The sequence below is a fragment of the Flindersiella endophytica genome (genome assembly GCF_054779015.1).
The window spans coordinates 1-21,402 of the sequence record NZ_BAAGYY010000046.1 but is presented as its reverse complement, the minus strand read 5'-3'; the positions used below and the strand labels follow the sequence as shown (position 1 = coordinate 21,402).

Genomic DNA, 21,402 nt, shown 5'->3' with positions numbered 1-21,402 from the left:
GGAAGCCGGCGTTGAACGCGTTCTCCATCACCTTCGCAGACCGGTTCCCGGCTGCGGAGACCTACTAACAAGCCGCCGGAAACACCGTTAGCGAAACACACCCGATCAACCGACTGACATGAACCAGTCAGCCGAGTACACCTAGGTCCTGTTACGTAAGTCGTTGGAGCCATCGGTCGATGTTGGCGACGTTGATGGTTGCGGTGTAGCGGACGGCGAGCTTGTCGTAGCGGGTGGCGATGCTGCGTTTGTGTTTGAGGGCGTTGATGCCGCATTCCACGGCATGGCGTTGCTTGTAGATCTCGGGGTTGAATGCGGGTGGTCGTCCGCCCGCGGTCCCGCGCCTGCGCCGGTGCGCGGCTTGGTCGGCCGGGATGGGAATGGTCGTCTTGATCCCGCGGCCAGCCAGGTAGGCCCGGTTCTTCCGGGAAGAGTAGGCCTTGTCCGCCAGGACACGATCAGGTCGAGTCCGCGGCCGGCCAGGTCCGATCCGCGGCAGGTGGATCTGTCGCAGGACGGGGATCATTTGCGGTGAATCGCCGGTCTGCCCCGGTGTCAGCAGGTGCGCAAGCACCTGGCGATGCTGCTCGCAAGCCAGGTGGATCTTGGTCGACCAGCCACCCCTGGAGCGTCCCAGTGCGTGGTGGTCGGGCTCGTCAGGAATGCGGTGGCTGCTGTCGCGCCGGGCCCCGGCGGCGTGCACGTGCGCCCGGGCCGTGCTGGACACGGTGGAGTCGACCGAGACCTGCCACTCGACCTTGCCGGCCGCGTCCGCCGCAGCCACCAAGGCCGCCTCGATACGTTCCAGACGCCCAGCAGCTGCCAGCAAGAAAACAGTGCATAGACCCCGCCACCATGGGCCATAGGCTCGCGGGACGTCCCGCCACGGGCACCCGACCCGAACCCGGAACCGCACCCCGTCGACCAGGCCACGCAGCGGCCACCGCCAAGGACGACCCCGCAATGCCGGCACCGGCAACAACGGCTCCAGCAACGACCACCGCACATCGGTCAAGTCATGACGAGACGCAGCATCTAGGGTGGACACGAGGCCTCCTGCGGTGATGTGGATGCCTAGACACCACCTGCGTTACACAGGGGGCCTCACCCCTGCCCAGACGCCACGCCGGTCACCTCAGCACTTTCGCAACAGAACCTAGCACTTGCGAGCGCAGTGGCCGCAGCCGGCGCAGAGCTGACCGACATGGCTGTCTACGTTCCGCTGCGTCGACACGGGCGCGCGACCGCGATCGCCGTGTCCGGGCTGGCCGGCGCGACCCTGGACAGCTTGGGTTTCCTGTGGTTGGCCGGGTTCCCCGTCACCGCGGCCACCGTCGGCGGGCAGCTGCTGGTCAAGGCCGTCTGGGTCGGCGGGGCGTACCTCCTGCTCGTCAAGGGGGTCACGCATGCTGTATCTCGGAAATGCCAGCTCACCCGCCATCCGTGGCGCCATCGCCACCGGCGAGCTCGGCCAGGTCTGCACACCGGCTGAGGGCCGCAGCCCAGCCGAGGCGAAACACTGGGCAGCCGACAATGGCTGCTACGGCCATGGCTACCCAGGCGATACCCGATGGCTTGCCTGGCTCAGCGGCGTCCTCACGTCGTGACGAGGCTGGAGACGAAGTCGCGGACAACGGGAGCCGCGTCGTGGCCGGCGGTCCACGTGCATCCGATGCCGAGCGCCGCCACCTGGCCGATGGACAGCACGGCGGAGAGGACGTCCGCGAGCGTGGCGAGGTCCGTGCCACCGCGGGCGGGGTAGAGCAAGCCTGGTACCTGCGTCGGATCGAGCACGTCCATGTCGACGTGAACGTAGAGCGGCCCTCGCGGGAGGGATTGCGCGGCCGCGTCGACTGGGACCTGGCGGATCGGCGACGTGGCGAGGTACTCGCGTTCGGGCGGCTCCAGATCGCGCGTGCCGACGAGGACGACGTTGCCGGCGTCGACCGGTCTCAGGCCTGTGTGCGCGGCCACGGTCGGGTCGCCTTCACCGACCAGCATGCGCAGCGGCATGCCGCCGAGGTAGCCGGTCCGGGTGCTGCCGGGCGTGTGAAGGTCTCCGTGCGCGTCGAACCACACGATCCCCAGGGAGCCGAACCGGCCGCTGCGCTGCAGCCCCGCCACGGTACCGAGCGAGGTGGTGCAGTCGCCGGACAGCACGGCGACCGGTGCGCCCGGGCTGGCTGCGTCGGCGACCTCCGTCGCCACCGCGTCGTAGAGGACGGCAAGCCGTTCCCAGGGCGTGCCGCCGGCCGGGAGCTCCGGCTCGACCCGGCGGTCACCGGAGATCGGGAGCTCCTCGTCCGGCACAGGGATGAGGACATGGAACGGGACGACGATCGTGGCGAACTTGGTGGGCATCGCCTCCCCCTTCCCGCCGACGCGCGATCCATTCCGAGCTGGTGGGGCGCCTGGTGGTGAGGGCTTGCGTGGCGCTGGTTCCCGGAGCCGGCGGCTTTCCGAGCCCGGCTCGCTGAGACGACCGCCCAGAACCGTACGTCAGGTGACGCGGGCCTTCTCGCGCGGAAAGCGTTCGTGGCCGCCGTGCTGTTCCTGGACGAGCCGACGACCGGGCTGGACCCGCGGACCCGCGACCAGGTCTGGGAGATCGTCCGGATCATCGTCGCGCAGGGTACGACTGTGCTGCTCACCACGCAGTACCTCGACGAGGCCGACCACCTCTCGTCCCGGATCGCCGTGATCGACCAGGGCAAGGTGATCGCCGAGGGTACGCCGGGCGAGCTGAAGTCGTCGGTGGGCGCTGGGTCGATACACGTGCGCCTGCGTGACGCGGCCCGGCGGGGACGAGGCGCGACGAGTGCTCGCCCAGGCCCTGGGGACCGAGGTCCAGCTCGAGCCGGACCCGGTGGCGTTGACCGCGCGCGTCGGGTCGGGGCACGTCGATCTGGGCGCGAACGGCCGGGGCGCTGCCGAGCAGGCCTCGCGGGCGCTCGCCGGAGCTGGAGGCGCCGGCAAGTCGGCGGCGGGCCGCGCAGTGACGGGGATCTGAGGCTTGGCCGGTTTGCCGGGATGGCCCATGTCAAGCGCGGGATCGAAGATCGTAACCCTGACCACGGCCGTGTCGACTCCAGCCGTCTGCTGCTGGCACAGCTCCTTCACGGGATCAATATCGACGCTGCGTTGGTAAGCCGCCCTCGAGCCGGTCCTGTGTGGACCATTCTCCACATTGCGATGGCGCCGCGCTGGCGCCGTGCTGGAGTGAACCGCCCCGGTCGGCGAACGTTCGCCGTTGGGCGGCAAGGTCGAAGTCCATGGCCAGGAAGACGAGGCACTCGCGGCGGATCATCGGCCAGTCGTCGTTCATGCACGCCCGTTCCCAGGCAACCCGCCCCGTCTCGGGTGACCTGGAGACACGGGCGGCTTACCCAGACGGCGAGCGCGAGACCAAGCTGTCACCGGCACGGCTGGAGCAGTGGATGCCCGCGTTCCTCGCCCAACTGGTTGCCCCCCGTGCCGAGCTCGTCCATGCCATCGGAGAAGACGGCACCGAGACCGTTTACATGTTCGATATCCAACGCGAGTCGTTAGCCACGCTTGAAGAGCGGCATGGCCGGTGGGTCGTTACGCCAGGGATCAGTCGCTCTACGGGATGCGATCGAATCCGCTGTCCTCGCCTGGGATCACAATGGACAGCCCGCCATCGACCAGATTCGACTGAAGGTGACCGACCGCAGCCACACGTACTGGATCAGCGGAGTTCCTGCCCTGTCCTGGACCCACGGCCTGGTCTGACCTGCGGCACCGTTGGCGGTGCTCAGTGTTGCTTTTCCTTGCGGGCCACGCCGGCGTACCACCAGCGTCCGGCGGTGTCGTCTGCGGCGTCGGGGTCTTCGGCGCCCCACTGGCCTGCCCAGCACACTCCGGGCTCGGCGCCCTGGTACGGTGCCACGAATTGCATCGGCGAGTCGTCGGCATAGTGGAAGGCCGCTTCGATCTCCTTGCGTGAGCGGAAGAAGATCGGGGTGTTGGTGCGGGAGTAGATCTCGCGGTACTCCTCCAGCTTGCCGGGGTCCTGATGCTCGCTGGTCAGGTGGCTGATCGCCAGATAGCTGCCCACTGCGAGCGGCTCCATGATCGCCTGGATCGCGGCTGGCGGATCGGCGACGAACTGTAAGCAGGCCACGATCAGCACACCTACCGGTCGGGACAGGTCGATGTTCTCAGTGACCACCGGGTTGTCGAAGATCGAGGCAGCGTCGCGTACGTCGGCTTGGATGTAGTCGACACCGTCGATGCCTTCGATGAGCTGCCGGCCGTGCAGCACCGCGTCGGACTCGATGTCTCCGTAGACGATCCTGGCGTGCGGGTTAACCGCCTGCACCACGTCATGGGTGTTGTTCTGCGTCGGTAGACCGGCGCCGATGTCGAGGAACTGGTCGATGCCCTCCCCAGCCATCCAGGACGATGCCCGCTGCAGGAAGCCCCGGTTTGCCCAGGCGGCGTCCCGGATGTCGGGGTCACGCGCCATGACTCGTTGGGCTGCCTCGCGGTCTGCCCGGAAGTTGTACTCCCCGTTGCCGCTGAGGTAGTAGTCGTACATCCGTGCCGGGCTCGGCCGCGTGATGTCTACTCCAGGTGGAGCGACCTCATCGCCGAACATGTCGTTCGGGGTGCTGCTCATTGCTGACCCTCCCTGCGTTCTGACGACCCCGGCCCAGGGGTAACACGGGTACGTGCGCTTTTCCAAGCCGTTCCGAGCGAGCACGCCGTAACCCGCACTGTAACGTGATCACGCCGTACGGGCGAAGCCCTGCCATCGACGTCGGCGTGTGATGCCTGGCGCCGAAGGACGCCGCGACTCAGTTGGCCGTGCTCCGGGCGGCCGGTCTGCTGGGCGGCAGGGATCCGTCAGGGGTTCATCTTGGGGATCAACTTGGGGTGCATGTGGGGGATCCGCTTACCCGGCGGTTGCCCAGGGCAGAAACGGACAGCGTACGAGCATACTAAGGTGGCCAAGCTCTTCGACTGACGCCGTCTGTGCTGGCACCCGCATGCTACGAATGAACGACAATCCCGCCCTGCGCCAAGGGCTAACCGGATCGCCAGCAAACGAGGTCTCGATGTCGCCGGCAGCCGGTATGACCACATCCTCTGTCTGGCTTCCGGTCTGGGTCGGGACCAGTGATCGCTCCTGCGCGATCTTCCATGGCCCGTGGGTCTCGGGCCGGTCCCGGCACGGCGTGCCCGCGCCCAATTTCCGCAAGATCTCGTTGATCATCTGGTTCAAACCGGACCAGAAGCTAGATCACTGACAGGACACGCCCCGGTGAGCCGCCCGGCTGACGGTGGGGAATCAGGCGGCAGCCGTTCGCACGAGAGGTGTTAGCGCATTCTTCTAATGCCCACGGTAGTGCGGTAGGGATACCGTTTCTGGGCTTCTGCGTCGTGGCTGCCAAGCCGTTGCCGCTAGTCCCGTGGCGAACCGATCGAGGAGTGTGTTGGCGTGCCCATACGGGTCGACCCTGTCCTGAGAGGTCAGCTCCAGGACAACATTGATGTGACGTTCGTTGTGCGGACGCAGGACCTGGTCGCGCTCGACGCGGCGATGTCTGCGGTCGTGCAGGCGATCTGGGATCTAGGTCCGCGGCCGGAGGAGTGGCCGAATTCGGAGGAGACGCCATCCCCGTCCTTTATTTCCGACCCGGTCAGGATCCCGGGTGGTCGCCTGATCCATATCGACTTCCATGACCTGCCGGCCAGCTACCGGATCCGACTGCCAGAAGCATTGACGGACGTCCTGGCCGGCCATGGCATTACCGATGCACTGGTCGAAGCGCCTGCCCGGCTAGGCGACCGCTATCTCAATCTGGACCGCTTCACCCCGCTGGTCCGTACCTGGCTGCACGACCCACGGCCAGAGGGAGCACCGAGGTTCACTACGCGGCCGTCCGAAGCACTGGTCGAGGTGGCTCTGGCCTGGCTGCGCGAAGCGCGCCAGGAGCAGGATCAGCTGATCGCGGTGGCAGGCAGCGGTGTGGAGATCCCGCTCTCGTGGTCGACTCTCCACGCGGTTGTGGATGATCTCCTGGGTTCTCCGAGTGGCCGGCCGACCCGCGTCATGCTGCTGAGCACCGACTTCGCCGATCGTGCCTTTGCTGCTGAGCTTGGGACGTTGAACGGATACGGAGTCTTGCTCACCGAAGGTAGGAGCGACTGGACGCGCGACAGCCTGGCCGCCCACTTGCGCCGCCGGCGGGAGCTGATCCGGGAACTCGCCCATGGGCTGGAGTGGGCCGGCGTCATGCTCGACTACACCGCCTTCCAAGGGCGCGTCCTGACCTGTCCGCACCAGTTCATCGGTCCCGATCACCTTGCCGCCCCGCTGTGGTACCAACTACTTTCCTCAGCCCTGGTCCGGCAACTCGGCGGTGTGCCGGAAGGCGGCGTGCCGTGCCCTGGAGGGGGCGCCGAGCTCACCGTCGGCGAACCCGAGTCCTGGATTCGATGAGCCCGTCGAGCATGACGTCGACCTGCCGCGAGTGCACCTGCCCGCAGCAGGGATGTCGGGCTCGGGCTCAGTGGTCGCTCAGGACGGATGGCCTTGTACGCCGGGTGTCTTCGTCACCTGGCTGGTGTCCGTTTGGCTACGCTACGGCGTGTTAGGGAGGTTCTGTAGCTTCGCGCTTTGCGAGCCCTGGCCAGCGAACTAACGTCTGAAGCGGTTGGCCAGATCGAGGCATTGGTGGGCGATGTCGAGTGCGGCGTCTGGCCGGGCGAGGGTGTTGGCGCGTTGTTTCATTTCGTTGATCTGTTGGGGGTTGCCCAGCATTGCTTCGACGGCCTCGCGTAGGTCTGATGTGTGTGGGACGTAGACACCGACGCCGTAGTTTCCGACGAATCGCAGGTTGGCGTTCTCCTGCCCGTCTACGTGTCCGGTCAGGATGAGCGGGATGCCGGTGGCGAGTGCTTCGGCGATCGTTCCCGGTCCGGCCTTGGTGATGACGAGGTCTGAGGCGCGCATGCGGTCGGCGATGTCGTCGACGAAGCCGAGCACGAGCAGGGGAGTGCGGAACGTGCCGAGTGGTTGGGCCAGAAGGCGGTGGCGGAGTTTGTCGTTGCGTCCGCAGACGACGATGACCTGCCATGGATGGAACTCCTTGGCCAGGGCCTCCACCTGTCTACGAATATTCCTGTTGCCGTGCCAACCGCTCATCAACAGAATGGTTGGCCGGTGGGGATCCAGTCCCCATCGCTTGCGTAGGGTCTGTTGCTCGCCTGCTGCTGGTGGCCGGAAGTCGGGGTGAATTGGCAGGCCGAGGTGACGGATGTGTTCTGGCGGCACCGCGTGCGTGCGTACTTCGTCGGCGGCCTGTGGCGACCCAACGAAGACGAGGTCTGTCAGTGGATTCGCCCAGGCGTGGTGAACGCTCGCCAGATCGGTCACCACCGTGATGTGGCCCCGCTCTCGTTCCGGCTGCCTGCCGGATTTCAACCTTACGTGGTTCAGCAACGGATGGACGGAGACGACGACATCCGGGTCGTGCGCTTCGAACAGCCGGACGGCGATGTCTCTTCCTTGTGTGCGCATCACCGTACGAACGAACGGGAATACTGGACGGGAGTTGGTGCCGCGGTAGAACACACCCCATGTGGAGCTTTTCGCCAGTGCCGAATAGGAGGAGCAGACCTTTCGTAACAGCCAACGGCTGTCCGGCCCGATCAGCGGGTCGGCCAGTACGACGCGGGCCGATGGGTTCAGTTGGAGCAGGGCAGTCTCGAGGGCGCGCGCGGCGGCGCGGTGGCCGGCTCCAGTGTCGGAGAACAGAATCAGGATCGAGGGCGGGTCGCCCTTCTTCGATACTGAGCTCAGGTGACGGTCCGAGGATGCCGCACGGGAGTGCTGCTCGTCGGCGAAGGGTTTCTCGGACGGGGCGCCGTCGTTCACAGCTGGCTCCATGGCTGCCAGTCGATGTGGTAAGGCAGGGACTCGGCAGGCCCGTCGTAGGACACGTACGGCTTGTTGTCGGCGTCCAAACACATGTCGAAGCGCTCTTCGATCGGCTCGGCGTAGCCGTCGCCTGGATCGGAGATCAGGCGTCCTCCGGGCTCGGGCGTGCTGTCAACACCACCTGGTAGGTAGGCGTGCAGCTCGATCCTCCCATCATGTTCTACGGGGATGACCGAACCGGCCCTGACGAACACCGGTGTGGTGTCGAGCCCGGCTTCGACAGATACCATTGCGGGTCCGTGGTGGACGGCGCCGGTGCGTCGGTCGTACCAGGTGCCGCGGGGCAGCCGGACTGTGCGCTCTCGCATGCCCTCGTGCAGGATGGGCGCGATCAGGAGTGCGTCGCCGAGCATGAACTGGTCCTCGATGCGACGCAGCTGTGGATCGTCGGGGTCGGCCCAGAGCATCGGCCGGACGTAGGGTGCGCCGGTGCGATGGGCTTCCCAGGCCAGGGTGTACCAGTAGGGCAGCAGCTCATACCGTTCCCGCATCGCCTTGCGGGTCAACTCGAGGACGTCGGTTCCCCAGGTCCATGGTTCGCGGGACGGTAGCAGGGAGGCGCAGTGGACGCGGAAGAACGGCAGCCACGCGGCGAGCTGGAACCAGCGTAGGAACATCTCCGGGGTGGGATGCCGGTCGAAGCCGCCGACGTCAGGCCCTGAGAACGGAATCCCGCAACAACCAAGTCCCAATGTGAACGTCAAGCTGATGCGCAGCCCGTCCCAGGATGTGCCGATGTCGCCGGTCCAGGTGCCGGCGTAGCGCTGCAGGCCGGCGAAGCCTGATCTGGACAGCAGAAACGGGCGCTGGTCGGGACGCTGGTCGCGCAGGCCCTCGTAGGCGGCGCGATTCATCAACAGGCCATAGACGTTGTGTGCTTCGCGGTGATCGCCGCCCCGGCCGTCCAGGTCGTGGTGGGTGGACAGCGGCAATGTTCCGTCGCCCCATGCGGAGAAGGACGATGGCTCGTTCATGTCCTGCCAGAAGCCGCCGACGCCCAGCTTGAGGTACTCCTCGAACAGCGTCCCCCACCAATGTCTGGTCTTCGCCGAAGTGAAGTCGGGGAACGCGACGATGCCGGGCCAGACCACGCCGCGAACGATCTCACCGTCGCTGGTCCGGCAGAAGACGTCGGCGTCCAACCCGCTGTTGTACGTGGGGTCTTCAGGGGTGAGCCCGATGCCGGGATCGGCGATGCACACGAGGTGGACATCGTGTTCGCCGAGCTCGGTGACCAGGCCGTCCAGATCGGGGAAGCGTCGCTGGTCGATCGCGAAGGGCCGGTTGGCGTCCAGGTGGTCGATGTCCAACCAGATCGCCGACAGCGGCAGCCCGTGCTCGGCGAACTCGCCTGCGATCCGATGCACCTCGCTCTGGCTCTGGTAGCCCCAGCGCGACTGGTGATAGCCCAGAGCCCAGCGTGGAGGCAGGGTCGGCCGGCCGGTCAGCGCGGTGTACCGCTGGATGGCCTGGGCGGGCGTTCCAGGAAAGACGTAGTAGCGCAGCGGCCCGCCGGTGAACCGGGTACTGATCTGGGCGCCGGTCTGTGTGCCTATGTCGATTACGCCGTCGAAACTGTTGTCGTAGAAGGCCAGATGGCTCTGGCCGTCCGCCACAACGGTGTAGACCGGGATCGACAACGACAACGGGTCCTCGTTCCGTCCGTAGGTGCTCATCTGAGGGTCGGTGTTCCACAGGCGGTAGGACCGGCCGGAAAGGTCGAGCCGGCTACTGCGGCCGCCGAGTCCAGTTACGACGACGCCCTCGGTGAGGTCGGTGATGTGGCTCCAGGCCGCACCCTCCCAGCGTGGCGGTGAGTCGCGGCGGAAGACCGCTCCCGACGGATTCTCGAACGCCAGGCCTCCTTCGGAGTCCACGATTACGGTGAGATCGGCACCAGCCACTGCCCAGCAGCCAACCAAACGGGTGACCGTGGCCTCTGCATCGAACTCCGGTGTACCGCCATCAGGCTCGAGTGCATAGGACGGCGAGGGCTCAGCGCCGTCCCATCCAACGAACAGTCCACCGCCGGCAAGCAGTCGCAGGCTCAGCTCAACTCTGGCGTACGAGAACCGCGCGCCGCCGCGGACCTCCTCGACCTTCTGCAGACGGCCCGGTGTTCGCGGCGCTCCCGCTGTTGGCAACCAACGCTGCCGATCAGCCGCGTCGATTCGGGTGCGATAGAACGAGTACCACAACGCCCGTGCACCGTTCGCCAGCCCAAGTTGCCGAGCCGATCTCAGCAGCCCACGCAGCCGATCCGTGTATGTCTCACCAGGTCGACGGCGAAAGCGGCGGGTCCAACCAGGCTCGGAGTGTCCCGCTCCTTCGGGTTGTGCTGTAACGCTGGGACGAGGTCTGACAGCCGTCGAATTAGGCATGGTCTCCATTCGGTGCGCGATTCCTTTCTGGACGATCTAATCCATGGGCTATCTGCTAGACGAGACTCCAGGCTGGAGTAGCGGAAAAGCGACGACCGTGCGGTATCTGGACGGAAGTCTGATGGCGTTACCGATACTTCCCTTGAAACCGGATTCGTGAAGTGAGACTATTTGTCAATGTCGCGCTCATTTCCCGATCACTTCTTGTGGGGCACGTCGACGGCCGCTCACCAAGTCGAGGGCGGAAACCACAACAACGACTGGTGGACCTGGGAACAACAAGGGCACATCAAGACCGGCGACAGCGCGGCCGTCGCGTGCGACCACTGGAACCGTTTCGATGAGGATGTCAAGCTGCTGTCCGAACTCGGCACCAATGCGCACCGGCTCTCGATCGAGTGGTCGCGAGTCGAGCCGGAGCCCGGAAGGTTCGACCAGGAAGTAATCGACCACTACCGCGCCGTACTCACCAATCTTCGCGAACACGACATCGCCACCGTCGTCACCTTGCACCACTTCACCTCGCCCGCATGGTTCGTCGCACAGGGCGGCTGGCCGAACCGGCGCGCCGTCAGCCGCTGGTTGCCGTTCGTCCGCCGGATCTCCGTGGAGCTGGGCGATCTGGTGTCCTTCTGGTGCACGATCAACGAGCCGAGCATCTACGCCTACCAAGGCTGGATGACAGGGGAGTTCCCGCCCGGCAAAACCGGAGATGTGCTGGGGATGTTCAGGGTGCTGGCCCACCTTCGCCGGGCACACGAATCCGCCTACGCGGAGTTGAAGAAACTGACCCCTGATGTTCCGGTCGGGCTGGCGCAGCACAAGTGGCTTATGGTGCCGAAGACCAGCAGATGGCTGGACCGCATTGCCGCCCGGGTGGCCGACGCGGCGATGAGCCGATGGCCGGACGGACCACGGCTGCGGCGGGTGGTCGACTCGGCCGGCGACTACATCGGCCTCAACCACTACAGCGGATCCGCGGTGTCGTTCTCGCTCCGCCATCCCGGCGAGGCGTTCATCCACCGCACCAACCCGCCCGGCCTGCCGGTCAGCGACTTCGACTGGGTGATCCATCCACCATGGCTGGGACTCGCGTTGGAGGACCTGCGATCCGCCGGCAAACCGATCTACATCACCGAGAACGGTGTCGCCACAGCCGACGACACCCTCCGCCAGGAGTTCCTGCCGGCGATGCTGAACGAGGTATGGAAAGCGATCGAGCAAGGAGTCGACGTACGCGGGTACTTCCACTGGAGCTCGATGGACAACATCGAATGGGCTCACGGATACTCCATGCGCTTCGGCCTGATCGCCGTCGACCGCGACTCGTTGCGCCGAACGGTCAAACCCAGCGGCCGAACGTACGCCCAGATCGCGCGGGCCAACTCGATCCCAGAGCAAGGGACTGAGGCTGACCAGAGTGCATGACGCACCGAACCAGCGTTCGGACGGGCCCCTGTCCGTTAGGCCGCTTTGCCACGGGCGATGCAGAGGTTTATGTCGGTGAAGTCGAGGGTTAGGTTGTAGGGCTTGAAGAAGCTGTGGGCGAAGTCGCCCCATACGTCGTAGCAGTAGTGCCAGGTGACTTGCATGTTTGGGTTCGTTACGCAGTAGGCCTCGTTGGCGGTGGCGTTGCCGAGGCGGACCTCCTTCGGGTAGCAGGGTAGGCGACGGTCGAGTGGCTGTACACAGCGGCGCGAACGCGGCCGTGCCCGCCATCATCGCGGCGCCTCGCAACACCGAACACCGAGTCCATTCTCCGTCGTGGACCACGTATTGCTCTCTATGTCCGGAGCGGGTGCTGGTTCAACATAGCGGTCGCGGTATATCGCAGGCGTATTGAAAAACACGCACATGCTATCGGCGGATATATTATGAACCCATAGCAATGTCAATGTGACATCGGGTGCTGTCGCAGGCCATCTGGCGCGCTGGCGCTAGCGTTGCGCCAGCGGGCGGTGCCAGACTGGGTGGCGCAAGAAGGAGGCCAGACTTCTGCTGAGGTCTGGTGGCAAGTCTGACCTGCACGTGTCCTGCACTCTTTCCCGAAAGGACATCTTCATGACGAAGCGCATCGTGGCCGGCGGGTTCGCCACGCTGGCTCTGCTCGTTGTCGGAGCCGGCACCGCGTCGGCCGACCCGCCGCCGCCTCCCATGACGCACGACTTCGCGCCAACCGGGTGCAACATGACGCACGACTGTCCCGCGGACATGACGCACGACTAAGCCGGAAGCCACGGGACCACGCCCCCCGGTTCCTGGGCTTCTTCGACGGCGCCCCCGGCCCTTTCTCTGCGGCCGGGGGCGCCCTTTCGTGGATTGGCGGCGCTACTGTTCGCGGAGCCGCGAAGGTGGTGGTCAGAACGGGTATGCGGTGATCTCCCGTTGCAGGGTGACCCATTGCGTTTCGGTGAACGCTTCGAGATTGGCTGCCGCGCCGCCGAATCGGGAACCGGTGCCGGAGTCGCCGACACCGCCGAATGGTACGACCTGCTGGTCGTCGATGGTCTGGTCGTTGATGTGCACGATCCCGCTGGGAATCCGTTCGGCGAGCGCGAGCGCCCGCAGCGGGTCGCTGGTGAGGATTCCGAGCGACAGCCCGTACGGCGTGGCCGCGGCCAGGGCGGCCGCCTCGTCTGGATTACTGAACGACAGGACTGGTGCGACCGGGCCGAAGACCTCCTGGTCGTATGCGGGCATCGTGGTGGTGATGTCGGTGAGCACGGTTGGCCGGTAGAACAGGTTGTCGTAGGTCCCGCCGGCGGCCAGCCGGGCACCAGTTGCCACGCTGCCGGTGACCAGCGAGTGCACGCGGTCTCGTTGCCGCTCGTCGATGAGGGGGCCGAGCGCTGCGTTGTCGTTGCTGGCTGGATCTCCGACTTGTAGCGCTTCGGCCTTGGCCGCAAGGCGTTCGACGTACTCGCTCGCGATCGACTCGTGTACCAGGTGCCGGCCGGCGGCCATGCAGATCTGTCCCTGGTGCAGGAACGACCCCCACGCACCGGCCGAGACCGCGCGGTCGAGGTCGGCGTCGTCGAGCACGATCAACGCGGAGTTGCCGCCCAACTCCAGATGAACACGCTTGAGATTGCGGGCAGCGACCTCGGCGACCTGCCGGCCGACAGCGGTAGAGCCGGTGAAGGAGATCACGCGCACGCGTGGCTCGGTGACCAGTGCCTCCCCGATGTCCGCGCCACCCGGTAGGACATGCAGCAGCCCGGGCGGCAGCCCAGCCGCCTCGAAGACTTCGGCGAACAACGCGCCGCCGACCACGGATGTGCGTGGGTCAGGCTTCAGGACAACGGCATTGCCGAGCGCCAACGCTGGCGCGACCGACCGGATTGCCAGCACCGTCGGCGCGTTGAACGGCGCGATGACGGCCACCACACCGGCCGGCACGCGGCGGGCCAGGCTGAGTGGGCGCCCGGCCGACGGCAGGACCTGACCGAGCGGTTGGGACGGCAGAACCGCCGCCTCGTAACACATCTGGATGCTCAGGTGCAGCGTGAAGTCGGCCATCCCGGCCGTGGCGCCGGCCTCCCGCTTCAACCAGCCCTTGATCTCCTCGGCATGCTCTTCCAGCACCTGAGCAGCACGCCGGACAACGCGGGCTCGCTCCTCGAACGACGTTGTAGCCCACACCGGCTGCGCGGCAGCCGCCGCCTCGGTCGCCGTCGCAACATTCTCCGTGGTGGCCAGGCCGATCCGGCCGAGTTCCGCACCTGTCGCGGGTTCGGTCACCGCGGCGTCTCTTTGGGCGCGGGTCCATTTCGTGCTGTAGATCGAAGCCGTCCAGCGAGCTGGATCGAGAAGGGTCATGACGTGTCCTCTGCCGGTGTCAGGTTGCGCCAAGTGCGGTGGGTGTCAACAGGCGGTGGTCACAGGCCAGCAGTACGCGCTCGGCTGATCCTTCAGGTCAGCTTGTCGGAGTGGCCGGCTTCGATCCGGGACCACTGGGCGATCGGACGTCCGTTCGCTCGCCAGACCTGGGGGTTCCTGGCGTCGCCCCAGGGCTGGGGCCAGCCCTCCGGGGAGTCTTCCCACGTCTCCTGGCGTCCGTAGACGGTCATGTCCAGCAGGCCGTGGGTCGGTGCCATGATCTCGACGCCGCGACCGCCGGTGTAGTACGTCTCGAACACCCGCTCGCCGTCGCGGACGTAGCAGACGAGGTGGTGGCGCTGCCAGTCACGACCTTCGAGGAGTTGCGGCGCCGTCTTCTCCACGGAGTACCACGGCATGTCCAGGCCCAGGAAGTCGCGGTAACGGACACTCGCCTCGTACGGGCCCTTGCACAGGACTGCGTAGGTGGCGTCGCGGGAGTGGAGGTAGGACAGCTCGCGGACCTGACTGTTGAAGAACGTACAGCCCTCGCACTGCTCCGCGGCGGGTTGGCCGGGCCACCAGGCGTGGAAGTACGCGATGAGCTGCCACCGGCCTTCGAAGACGTCGAGGATCGGGACCGGACCGTCCGGGCCGATCACCTCGATGGTGGCGTCGACCTCCACCATCGGCAGCCGCCGGCGCTCCGCCGCGATCGCGTCCCCTTCGCGGGTGTGCGCCTTCTCCCGAACGAGGAGGGCGTCTCGTGCTGCCTGCCACGTGGCCCGGTCCACCACCGGTGGCAAGCCCCGCGACTCTGAGCGATCGTTCATGGTCGACTCCACTCAACGGTCTTCACAATCCAGGAAGATGGTCCCGATATCCGCGAAGGCAGCGTGGCCTTCGCCGCTGGCGCCGTGCTGGCGCCGGGCTAGCGCGGCGACGTCGGGTGCGTCCGCCTCGAGCGCACCACTGGACCGTTCGGCATCAGAAACCCCCTTGGGTCAGGATGGGGTTTTCGTGTCGGGTCTTCTGACCAGACCAGTCGCGCTTCGAGGTCGATGCCAGCCAGTTTCATCGGTCGATCGACCGATGAGTCGTTCCAGTAGACGTTCGTGGACTGCCGCACCCGGAATGCCGGCAAACCTTCCTGATTGTGCCGGTCCATTCTGGCTCCGACGATTTTCCGCGTCCAGGCAATCGACTACGCTCTCGACGAGAATGAGAAACCGCTCCGTGCTCTACGTACCCTCAATGTAGAGCGGTCGCAGGCTTCCAGATGCCTGGGAGTCGGCTCGAAACAGGTCTGCGATGCACCTGCTGACGATCGCTGCCTCAGACGCCCTGGCAGCCAACTCCACCGGACGCCAGTCCGGTTCACCAACCATTCGGCGTTGATCCTGCTCGGTAGTCATCCGGTGTGTGGCCCGTGCATGGTGGACGGTGGATCGACGTAGCGCCAAGATGGTCCCTGTCGCCGGATCGGAGGTGTACGAGGGTGTGTTGTGTGGAACTGCGGGTTCTCGGCCCGGTTGAGTTGTACTCCGATGGCCGCTCGATCGGTATCGCCGCAGCGAAGCAGCGGGCGCTGCTGGCTCTGCTCGTGGTGGAGCGCGGCCGGTCAGTGAGCGGAGAGTGGTTGATCGACCACTTGTGGGAGGGGGATCCGCCCTCGACGGCGAGGGCGACGGTGCAGTCGTGCGTCTACCGCTTGCGCAAGTTGTTGGATTCGGTCGGTGCAAAGATCGAGCTGGTTACCCGCCCGGAGGGTTACCAACTCGAGATTCCCGCGGGCCTGTTGGATCTGGACCGGTTCGACCGCGCGATGGCCGAGGGACAGGAGGCAGCACGGGCGGGGGACTTCGCATCAGCGTCGGCGGCGTATCGTGGCGGACTGGGGCTATGGCGTGGTGAGGCGTTCGAAACTGTCGACGCGCCGGCGGTTCGTGAGTGTTCGAGCCTGCTGCGCGGACGCTGGCTGGACGCTGTCGAGGGCTGCCTTGGCGCCGAGTTGGCGATGGGCGAGTACGTCTCGGTCGCGAGCGAGCTGGAGTCGCTCCTCATCCGGTATCCGATGCGTGAGGCGCTTTGGCAGCTGAGGATGCTGGCACTGGCTCGTGGCGGACGGAAGTCGGATGCGTTGGAGCTGTACCGCAAGCTGTACCGGTTGCTCGACGACGAACTCGGCATCGAGCCCTCCGAGCCGCTGCGCGAGTTGCACCAGCAAATTCTGAACGATGACATGCCCGGTGAGATCTCGGCTCCGCCGTTCGTGGCCGCGGGCGTTGGGACCGAGGCAGTCTCAGCCGTGGGTTGTGTGAAGCCGCGCATACTGCCCGTCGCGATCGGTGGGTTCACCGGCCGCGATCAGGACCTGGCACGACTGGAGGCGTTGCTGCGTTCCAATATCGAGTCCCTGCCGGCGGCGGAGTCGGAGACGGCGCGATCACCCGAAGTGGTGATCTCGGCTATCTCGGGTATGGCGGGTGTCGGCAAGACCATGCTCGCGGTGCATTGGGCGCACCGGGTGGCCGACCGCTTCCCCGATGGCCAGTTGTATGTAGACCTGCGGGGCTTCCACCCCTCCGACCGGCCTATGTCGCCTGCCGAAGCGCTGCGCGGATTCCTGGACGCTCTGGGTGTGCCGGCCGGGCGGATACCGAAGGGATTCGACGCCCAGGCAGGCCTCTACCGCAGCTTGCTGGCAGGCCGACGGATGCTGGTGGTGCTGGACAACGCCCGCGACACGGACCAGGTCCGATCGCTCCTGCCCGGTGCGCCTGGTTGTTTTGTCATTGTCACCAGCCGTAGCCAGCTCGCGGGGTTGGTTGGCGCCGAGGCCGCCCGGCCACTCCTGCTCGATCTGCTGACCTTCGACGAAGCACGTGAACTGCTGGCGTGGCGGCTCGGCTGGCAACGGACAGACGCTGAGCCGCAGGCGGTCGATGCGATCATCGCGGCATGTGCCCGGCTTCCGCTGGCATTGGTGATGGTCGCCGCCCAGGCCGCCACCCATCCCGGATTCTCGCTGCAGGCCTTGGCCGACGGGTTGAGCAGTTCCGCCGGTGTGCTGGACGGGTTGGCCAGCACGGACGCCGGTGCTGACGTCCGAACAGTTTTCTCGTGGTCGTACCGGCTGCTGAGTCCGCAGGCGGCCCAGGTCTTCCGGCAACTCGGCCTGCACAACGGACCCGACATCTCCGCGCCCGCGGTCGCTAGCCTGGTCGGACGCCCGCTGACCCAGGTACGGGGACTGCTGAGCGAGCTAACCCGAGTACACCTGGTCAACGAGCAGCGGCCGGGCCGCTACACCTGCCACGACCTTCTGCGTGCGTACGCGGCCGAGCTCGCCAGCGCTGAACCGGAGTCCGATCGCGACCAGGCACGGCAGCGGATGTACGACCACTACCTGCAGACGGCTTGCGCTGCCGCGTTTCTGATCGCGCCTCGCCGTGACCGTATTCAGGTGAGCCCACCGATGCCTGGAGTCGTGCCCGAATCCCTCGACGACTACGACCAGGCGATGGCTTGGCTGGATGCCGAACGCCGCGTCCTGTTGGCCGCCATCGAACAGGCCGCAGCCACTGGGTTCGATGCCCAGGTCTGGCGGCTGGCGTGGGCGCTGCCGGACTTCCTGAAACGGCGCGGGCACCGACACGACCGGGTCGTGGTGCAGCGCTTGGCTCTGGACGCGGCCGAACGGCTGGGCGAGCCGGCTGTGTGCGCAGACATCCACCTCGACCTTGCCAAGGCCTACAACGATGTCGGCCGGATCGAGGACGGTATGACGCACCTTCGTGAAGCACTCGAGCTCTACCAGAAAGAGCACAATGTTTCAGGCGAGGCACACACGCACTACACGGTCGCCTTCATGATGCAGGCGCAAGGCCGGTATGCGGAGTCGCTGACCCACGCGATGAGCGCGTTGACGTTGTTTCGCCGCGCCGATGACAAGCGTGGACAGTGCAGTGCGCTCAACGGGGCAGCGTGGTGCCACGCCAAACTGGGCGAGCACGCGCAGGCGCTCCTGCTTTGCGGGGAGGCGCTGGCATTGCAGGAAGCCCTGGACCACGTGTCCGGCCAGGCCGCCACACTCGACACCCTCGCCTACGTCCACGAGTGTCTGGGAGACCACGCCGAAGCCAGCAGGTGCTACCAGCAGGCGATCCAGCGATATCGTCGCCTCAGAGACCGCGGCGGCGAAGCCGACACACTCACCCACCTGGGCGACAGCCAGCAGGCGGCGGGCGACCACGGTGCAGCCCGGGAAAGCTGGCGACAGGCCCTGACCATCTGGCGCGAGCTCGAACACCCAGCGGCGGACCTCGTGCGTACGAAGATGGAGGAGTTGAACCGGTCTTCTACCAGATAGCGAGACCGGTTTCACCGGGCTGCGTCCCCTCGCGCTAGTGCGGCGCTAGTGCGGCGCCAGCCCTGCCCGCGACGATGGGTCTCATGAACAAGACCCGCGAATTGTAAGTGCAGCTGCCAGGTCCGATATGGCGTCTATCTGAATCCGATGGAGAGAACGGGAACGGCCGCGTTCCCGTTCTCCATCGGCGCGCGGGGTTCCCGCGCCGTCGCCGGGTGCCGACATCGGCCGCGCGCCGGTCATCATGGGTTGGAGACCAGTGAGCCAAGTCGACGTGCCGAAGGCGGCAGGCCGAAGGTCGTTGTGGAGAAACCGGGACTTCGCCGCGTACTGGATCGGTCAAACAGTGTCGGAGTTCGGCACTCAGGTCACGTTCGTCGCGATGCCTTTGCTGGCCGTGCTGACGCTGGACGCCTCGGTCGGAGAACTCGGTCTGCTCCGGTTCGCCGAGTACTTGCCGTTCCTGCTGCTCACACCGATCTTCGGAGTATGGGCGGATCGAAGTCGCAGACGTCCACTGATGATGTGGACGTACGCGACGAGAGCCATCTTGGTCGCATCGGTGCCCCTGCTCGTCGTGCTGGGTCTGCTGAACATGCGGCTGCTGACGGTGATCGTGTTCGCGATCGGTGCCGGGGCGGCGTTGTTCGAGGTGTGCTGGATGTCGTACGTGCCGGGCCTCGTTCCACCCGAGGGTTTGGTCGACGCAATGGGGAAGTGCGGCGTCAGCACGGCCGCTGCCGAAGTGAGTGGGCCTGGCGCCGGTGGCTTGCTGGTGCAAGCGTTGACCGCCCCGGTCGTGCTTGTCGTGGACACGGTTTCCTACCTGGTTGGACTCGTCTCGCTGGCCCGAATCCGGTACCGCGAACCGGAGCCTCAGCTTGGCGAAGGCTCTCGGCGGCACGTTGGACGTGAGTTGCTGGAGGGCATGCGGTTCGCATTCGGCCACCCCTACATCCGTCCGACGATCATAATGGCCGGGGTGGGGAATTTCTTCATGCTGATCACCGAGACCGTCTTCCTGGTCTACGCCGTCGACGTGCTGCGCCTCAGCCCTGGGCTGATCGGCCTCGTTCTGACGGCCACTGGCGCCGGCGGGCTGCTGGGCGCGGCGGTGTCCAACGTGATCACCCGCCGCTGGCCCCTCGGGTCCATCGTGGTCGGTGCAAGGCTCGCGGGCGGCTTGGGTGTCTTCCTGTTGCCCGCGGCGGCCGGAACGGAGGTGGTCGTGGTCGCCATGTGCGCGGCCAGCTTCTTCATCGTGCAAGCAGGCCTGGCCAACTCCAACGTGGTCATCGGCAGCCTTCGACAAGCGGTGACACCACCGCAGATCCGCGGCCGGATGAACGCCAGCTGCCGGACGGTGGTCTACGGTGCGCTCCCGCTCGGCAGCCTCGCCGGAGGTCTCCTCGGTGAAACCATCGGCATGCACCCCACCCTTTGGCTCGGAGCCATCGGCTACGCCGGCTCGATCATCCCCGTCCTCCTGTCCCCGGTTTCACGGCTTCGCACCATCCCGCAGCCGTCCTGACACGGTGAATTCAAGGTTCGCGCTAGCAGGACGCCAGAGGGGCGCCAGCCCTGTCTGAGATAGTTCAGATTCAGAGCGCAGCTGAAAGGAGTCTGCGCATGAGCCGCACTCGTGAGATTTGGGAATGGCTACGCCCCTCCTCTGAGCCTAGCCTGGCTTGACATCTCACTGAGCCTGTTCAATCTGACACACAGACAAGGAGTAAGCATGCGGTCAGCAGTCCGGCGGCTTGCCGTCGTGGCGTCCCTGATCGCGATGCCAATGTCCGTCGTGCCGATGGCGAGCGCTGCCGCTTCCGAGGTCCACCCCACGGCCATCTGGCCTGTTACGACGGCATAGTCCCGTCCGGTCAATACGTATGGGCTCGGTGTGGCGAAAACGCCGGCTCGTTCCGCGCCGTTGCGTACTGCCATAACGGAGTGACCGGACGAAACACCGTGCGCTATGGCCCGTACCTCAAGGCGCCTACCGCCGCCGAGTCGATCGCTTTGTGCAGCGGCCAGGAGTCGGTCTACGACAGCGCCGTGCAGGCGAGCAGTTAGCGAGCCGGGGTGTCCGCCATCAAACCGGACGTCGATAGGAGGATCGACATGAGAAATCGGGACCGCGATCTTTAACGGCGAACGCCGCCAGCAGTTGACGGTGCTATCGACATCGCCGACATCACACCCGTGATGTCGGCGATCAACGGGTTCTCCGACTCGACGTCAAGCGCCTGGACGCGCATGCGAAGGTGATACCACAGCCGGGTACCCATGCCACCGCGGAGATAGACCGGATGTCCAATGTCCCGGCCTTTCGTCCAGATCTCCTGCGCCCAGTCCAGGCCTTCCTCCGGAACTCGCTGTCCAGGTGCGGATTGGGTGAGGGAGGTCCGAGGCCGACCCGAAGCTGAAGAAGAAGCGGAGACCGCCACCCGTTCCTTTGTAGCCGGGCCCGCCGCAACCTGTCCGACTCTGTCGACATCGAAACAGCCATGCCGGTACGCGAGCAGGGTCGTCCAGTGCAGTCGCCTAGACAACGACCGGACGTCCCCCAGTCGTCAAGTTCGACATGCTCTGGTACCAGTCCGGCCGTGCGAGCGGCGGCACCGACGATCCCGAGGGTTGTTGGCTCCCTGACGGGGAGGTCGCCGAGGTCCGGACGATCGCTGACGCGGCCGGCCTGCGTCTCATCCACGACGTCTACATCGCCGACGTCGTACGTGAACTCGACACGCGTCGATGGGTTGCCGCCGACTTCGGGAGAGATTCGGTGTCAGAAACTCCACGGGTCAGGGTGGGGTGTGCGCGTCGGGTCGTCGGTCCAGATCAGGCGCGCCTCGACGTCG

General features: G+C 66.0%; 20 protein-coding genes. 10 read left to right on the top strand and 10 right to left on the bottom strand.

The features are described from left to right. Nucleotides 1-151: 151 nt before the first annotated feature. Nucleotides 152-1,048: an IS5 family transposase gene (locus ACYVF6_RS46305; protein WP_460533714.1), complete on the bottom strand. Its 897-nt coding sequence runs from the start codon at nt 1,046-1,048 to the stop codon at nt 152-154. 156 nt (nt 1,049-1,204) lie between these two features. Here ACYVF6_RS46305 and ACYVF6_RS46300 point away from each other — a divergent pair, with 156 nt between their 5' ends. Further along, complete coding sequence (locus ACYVF6_RS46300) at nt 1,205-1,492, top strand: hypothetical protein (RefSeq protein WP_460533711.1); 288 nt, start codon at nt 1,205-1,207, stop codon at nt 1,490-1,492. Between the two features lie 104 nt (nt 1,493-1,596). Here ACYVF6_RS46300 and ACYVF6_RS46295 read toward each other — a convergent pair whose 3' ends face one another. Together ACYVF6_RS46295 and ACYVF6_RS46290 are read right to left on the bottom strand one after the other, a co-directional pair. Next, complete coding sequence (locus ACYVF6_RS46295; protein ID WP_460533708.1) at nt 1,597-2,361, bottom strand: arginase family protein; 765 nt, start codon at nt 2,359-2,361, stop codon at nt 1,597-1,599. Nucleotides 2,362-2,499: 138 nt separating this feature from the next. Beyond that, the gene (locus ACYVF6_RS46290) at nt 2,500-2,775 is read right to left on the bottom strand and encodes a hypothetical protein (protein ID WP_460533705.1); all 276 of its coding nucleotides are present in this window, start codon (nt 2,773-2,775) and stop codon (nt 2,500-2,502) included. A gap of 10 nt (nt 2,776-2,785) precedes the next feature. Here ACYVF6_RS46290 and ACYVF6_RS46285 point away from each other — a divergent pair, with 10 nt between their 5' ends. Beyond that, the gene (locus ACYVF6_RS46285; RefSeq protein ID WP_460533702.1) at nt 2,786-3,010 is read left to right on the top strand and encodes a hypothetical protein; all 225 of its coding nucleotides are present in this window, start codon (nt 2,786-2,788) and stop codon (nt 3,008-3,010) included. Between the two features lie 114 nt (nt 3,011-3,124). On the opposite strand, the gene ACYVF6_RS46280 is transcribed toward ACYVF6_RS46285, so the two are convergent. Both ACYVF6_RS46280 and ACYVF6_RS46275 read right to left on the bottom strand, forming a co-directional pair. After that, on the bottom strand, nt 3,125-3,325 hold the full coding sequence (locus ACYVF6_RS46280; RefSeq protein WP_460533699.1) for a hypothetical protein: 201 nt from the start codon (nt 3,323-3,325) through the stop codon (nt 3,125-3,127). Nucleotides 3,326-3,775: 450 nt separating this feature from the next. Then, nucleotides 3,776-4,642, bottom strand: coding sequence for a class I SAM-dependent methyltransferase (locus tag ACYVF6_RS46275; protein WP_460533696.1), 867 nt, complete (start codon nt 4,640-4,642; stop codon nt 3,776-3,778). 379 nt (nt 4,643-5,021) lie between these two features. Here ACYVF6_RS46275 and ACYVF6_RS46270 point away from each other — a divergent pair, with 379 nt between their 5' ends. Together ACYVF6_RS46270 and ACYVF6_RS46265 are read left to right on the top strand one after the other, a co-directional pair. After that, nucleotides 5,022-5,273, top strand: coding sequence for a hypothetical protein (locus ACYVF6_RS46270; protein WP_460533693.1), 252 nt, complete (start codon nt 5,022-5,024; stop codon nt 5,271-5,273). Between the two features lie 305 nt (nt 5,274-5,578). Further along, nucleotides 5,579-6,469 (top strand): hypothetical protein, encoded by an 891-nt coding sequence (locus tag ACYVF6_RS46265; protein ID WP_460533690.1) that lies wholly within the window; start codon nt 5,579-5,581, stop codon nt 6,467-6,469. Nucleotides 6,470-6,667: 198 nt separating this feature from the next. Here the strand turns inward: ACYVF6_RS46265 and ACYVF6_RS46260 are convergent, their stop codons facing one another. Both ACYVF6_RS46260 and ACYVF6_RS46255 read right to left on the bottom strand, forming a co-directional pair. Then, entirely contained in the window at nt 6,668-7,906 is a 1,239-nt protein-coding gene (locus tag ACYVF6_RS46260; RefSeq protein WP_460533687.1) for an MGDG synthase family glycosyltransferase, read from the bottom strand. Continuing rightward, nucleotides 7,903-9,846 (bottom strand): glycoside hydrolase family 31 protein, encoded by a 1,944-nt coding sequence (locus ACYVF6_RS46255; protein ID WP_460533683.1) that lies wholly within the window; start codon nt 9,844-9,846, stop codon nt 7,903-7,905. Before ACYVF6_RS46255 ends, ACYVF6_RS46260 begins: the two co-directional genes overlap by 4 nt. Before the next feature lie 681 nt (nt 9,847-10,527). Here ACYVF6_RS46255 and ACYVF6_RS46250 point away from each other — a divergent pair. Further along, the gene (locus ACYVF6_RS46250; protein WP_460533680.1) at nt 10,528-11,778 is read left to right on the top strand and encodes a glycoside hydrolase family 1 protein; all 1,251 of its coding nucleotides are present in this window, start codon (nt 10,528-10,530) and stop codon (nt 11,776-11,778) included. A 35-nt stretch (nt 11,779-11,813) separates the two neighbouring features. Here ACYVF6_RS46250 and ACYVF6_RS46245 read toward each other — a convergent pair whose 3' ends face one another. Further along, on the bottom strand, nt 11,814-11,942 hold the full coding sequence (locus tag ACYVF6_RS46245) for a hypothetical protein (protein ID WP_460533677.1): 129 nt from the start codon (nt 11,940-11,942) through the stop codon (nt 11,814-11,816). A gap of 469 nt (nt 11,943-12,411) precedes the next feature. Here ACYVF6_RS46245 and ACYVF6_RS46240 point away from each other — a divergent pair, with 469 nt between their 5' ends. Beyond that, nucleotides 12,412-12,576 carry a hypothetical protein gene (locus ACYVF6_RS46240; protein WP_460533674.1) on the top strand — a complete coding sequence of 55 codons (165 nt, stop codon included), beginning with the start codon at nt 12,412-12,414 and terminating at the stop codon, nt 12,574-12,576. A gap of 132 nt (nt 12,577-12,708) precedes the next feature. On the opposite strand, the gene ACYVF6_RS46235 is transcribed toward ACYVF6_RS46240, so the two are convergent. After that, the gene (locus ACYVF6_RS46235) at nt 12,709-14,169 is read right to left on the bottom strand and encodes a benzaldehyde dehydrogenase (protein WP_460533672.1); all 1,461 of its coding nucleotides are present in this window, start codon (nt 14,167-14,169) and stop codon (nt 12,709-12,711) included. A gap of 92 nt (nt 14,170-14,261) precedes the next feature. Further along, nucleotides 14,262-15,002, bottom strand: coding sequence for a thioredoxin domain-containing protein (locus tag ACYVF6_RS46230; RefSeq protein ID WP_460533669.1), 741 nt, complete (start codon nt 15,000-15,002; stop codon nt 14,262-14,264). Nucleotides 15,003-15,598: 596 nt separating this feature from the next. Here ACYVF6_RS46230 and ACYVF6_RS46225 point away from each other — a divergent pair. The 4 genes from ACYVF6_RS46225 to ACYVF6_RS46210 all read left to right on the top strand — a co-directional run. After that, a complete protein-coding gene (locus tag ACYVF6_RS46225; RefSeq protein ID WP_460533666.1) occupies nt 15,599-18,541 on the top strand; it encodes an AfsR/SARP family transcriptional regulator in 2,943 nt (980 codons plus the stop codon). A gap of 259 nt (nt 18,542-18,800) precedes the next feature. Next, the gene (locus tag ACYVF6_RS46220; RefSeq protein WP_460533663.1) at nt 18,801-20,072 is read left to right on the top strand and encodes an MFS transporter; all 1,272 of its coding nucleotides are present in this window, start codon (nt 18,801-18,803) and stop codon (nt 20,070-20,072) included. Nucleotides 20,073-20,491: 419 nt separating this feature from the next. Next, complete coding sequence (locus ACYVF6_RS46215; RefSeq protein ID WP_460533660.1) at nt 20,492-20,614, top strand: hypothetical protein; 123 nt, start codon at nt 20,492-20,494, stop codon at nt 20,612-20,614. A gap of 511 nt (nt 20,615-21,125) precedes the next feature. After that, on the top strand, nt 21,126-21,402 hold a 277-nt coding region (locus ACYVF6_RS46210; RefSeq protein WP_460533657.1), incomplete at its 3' end, for a hypothetical protein.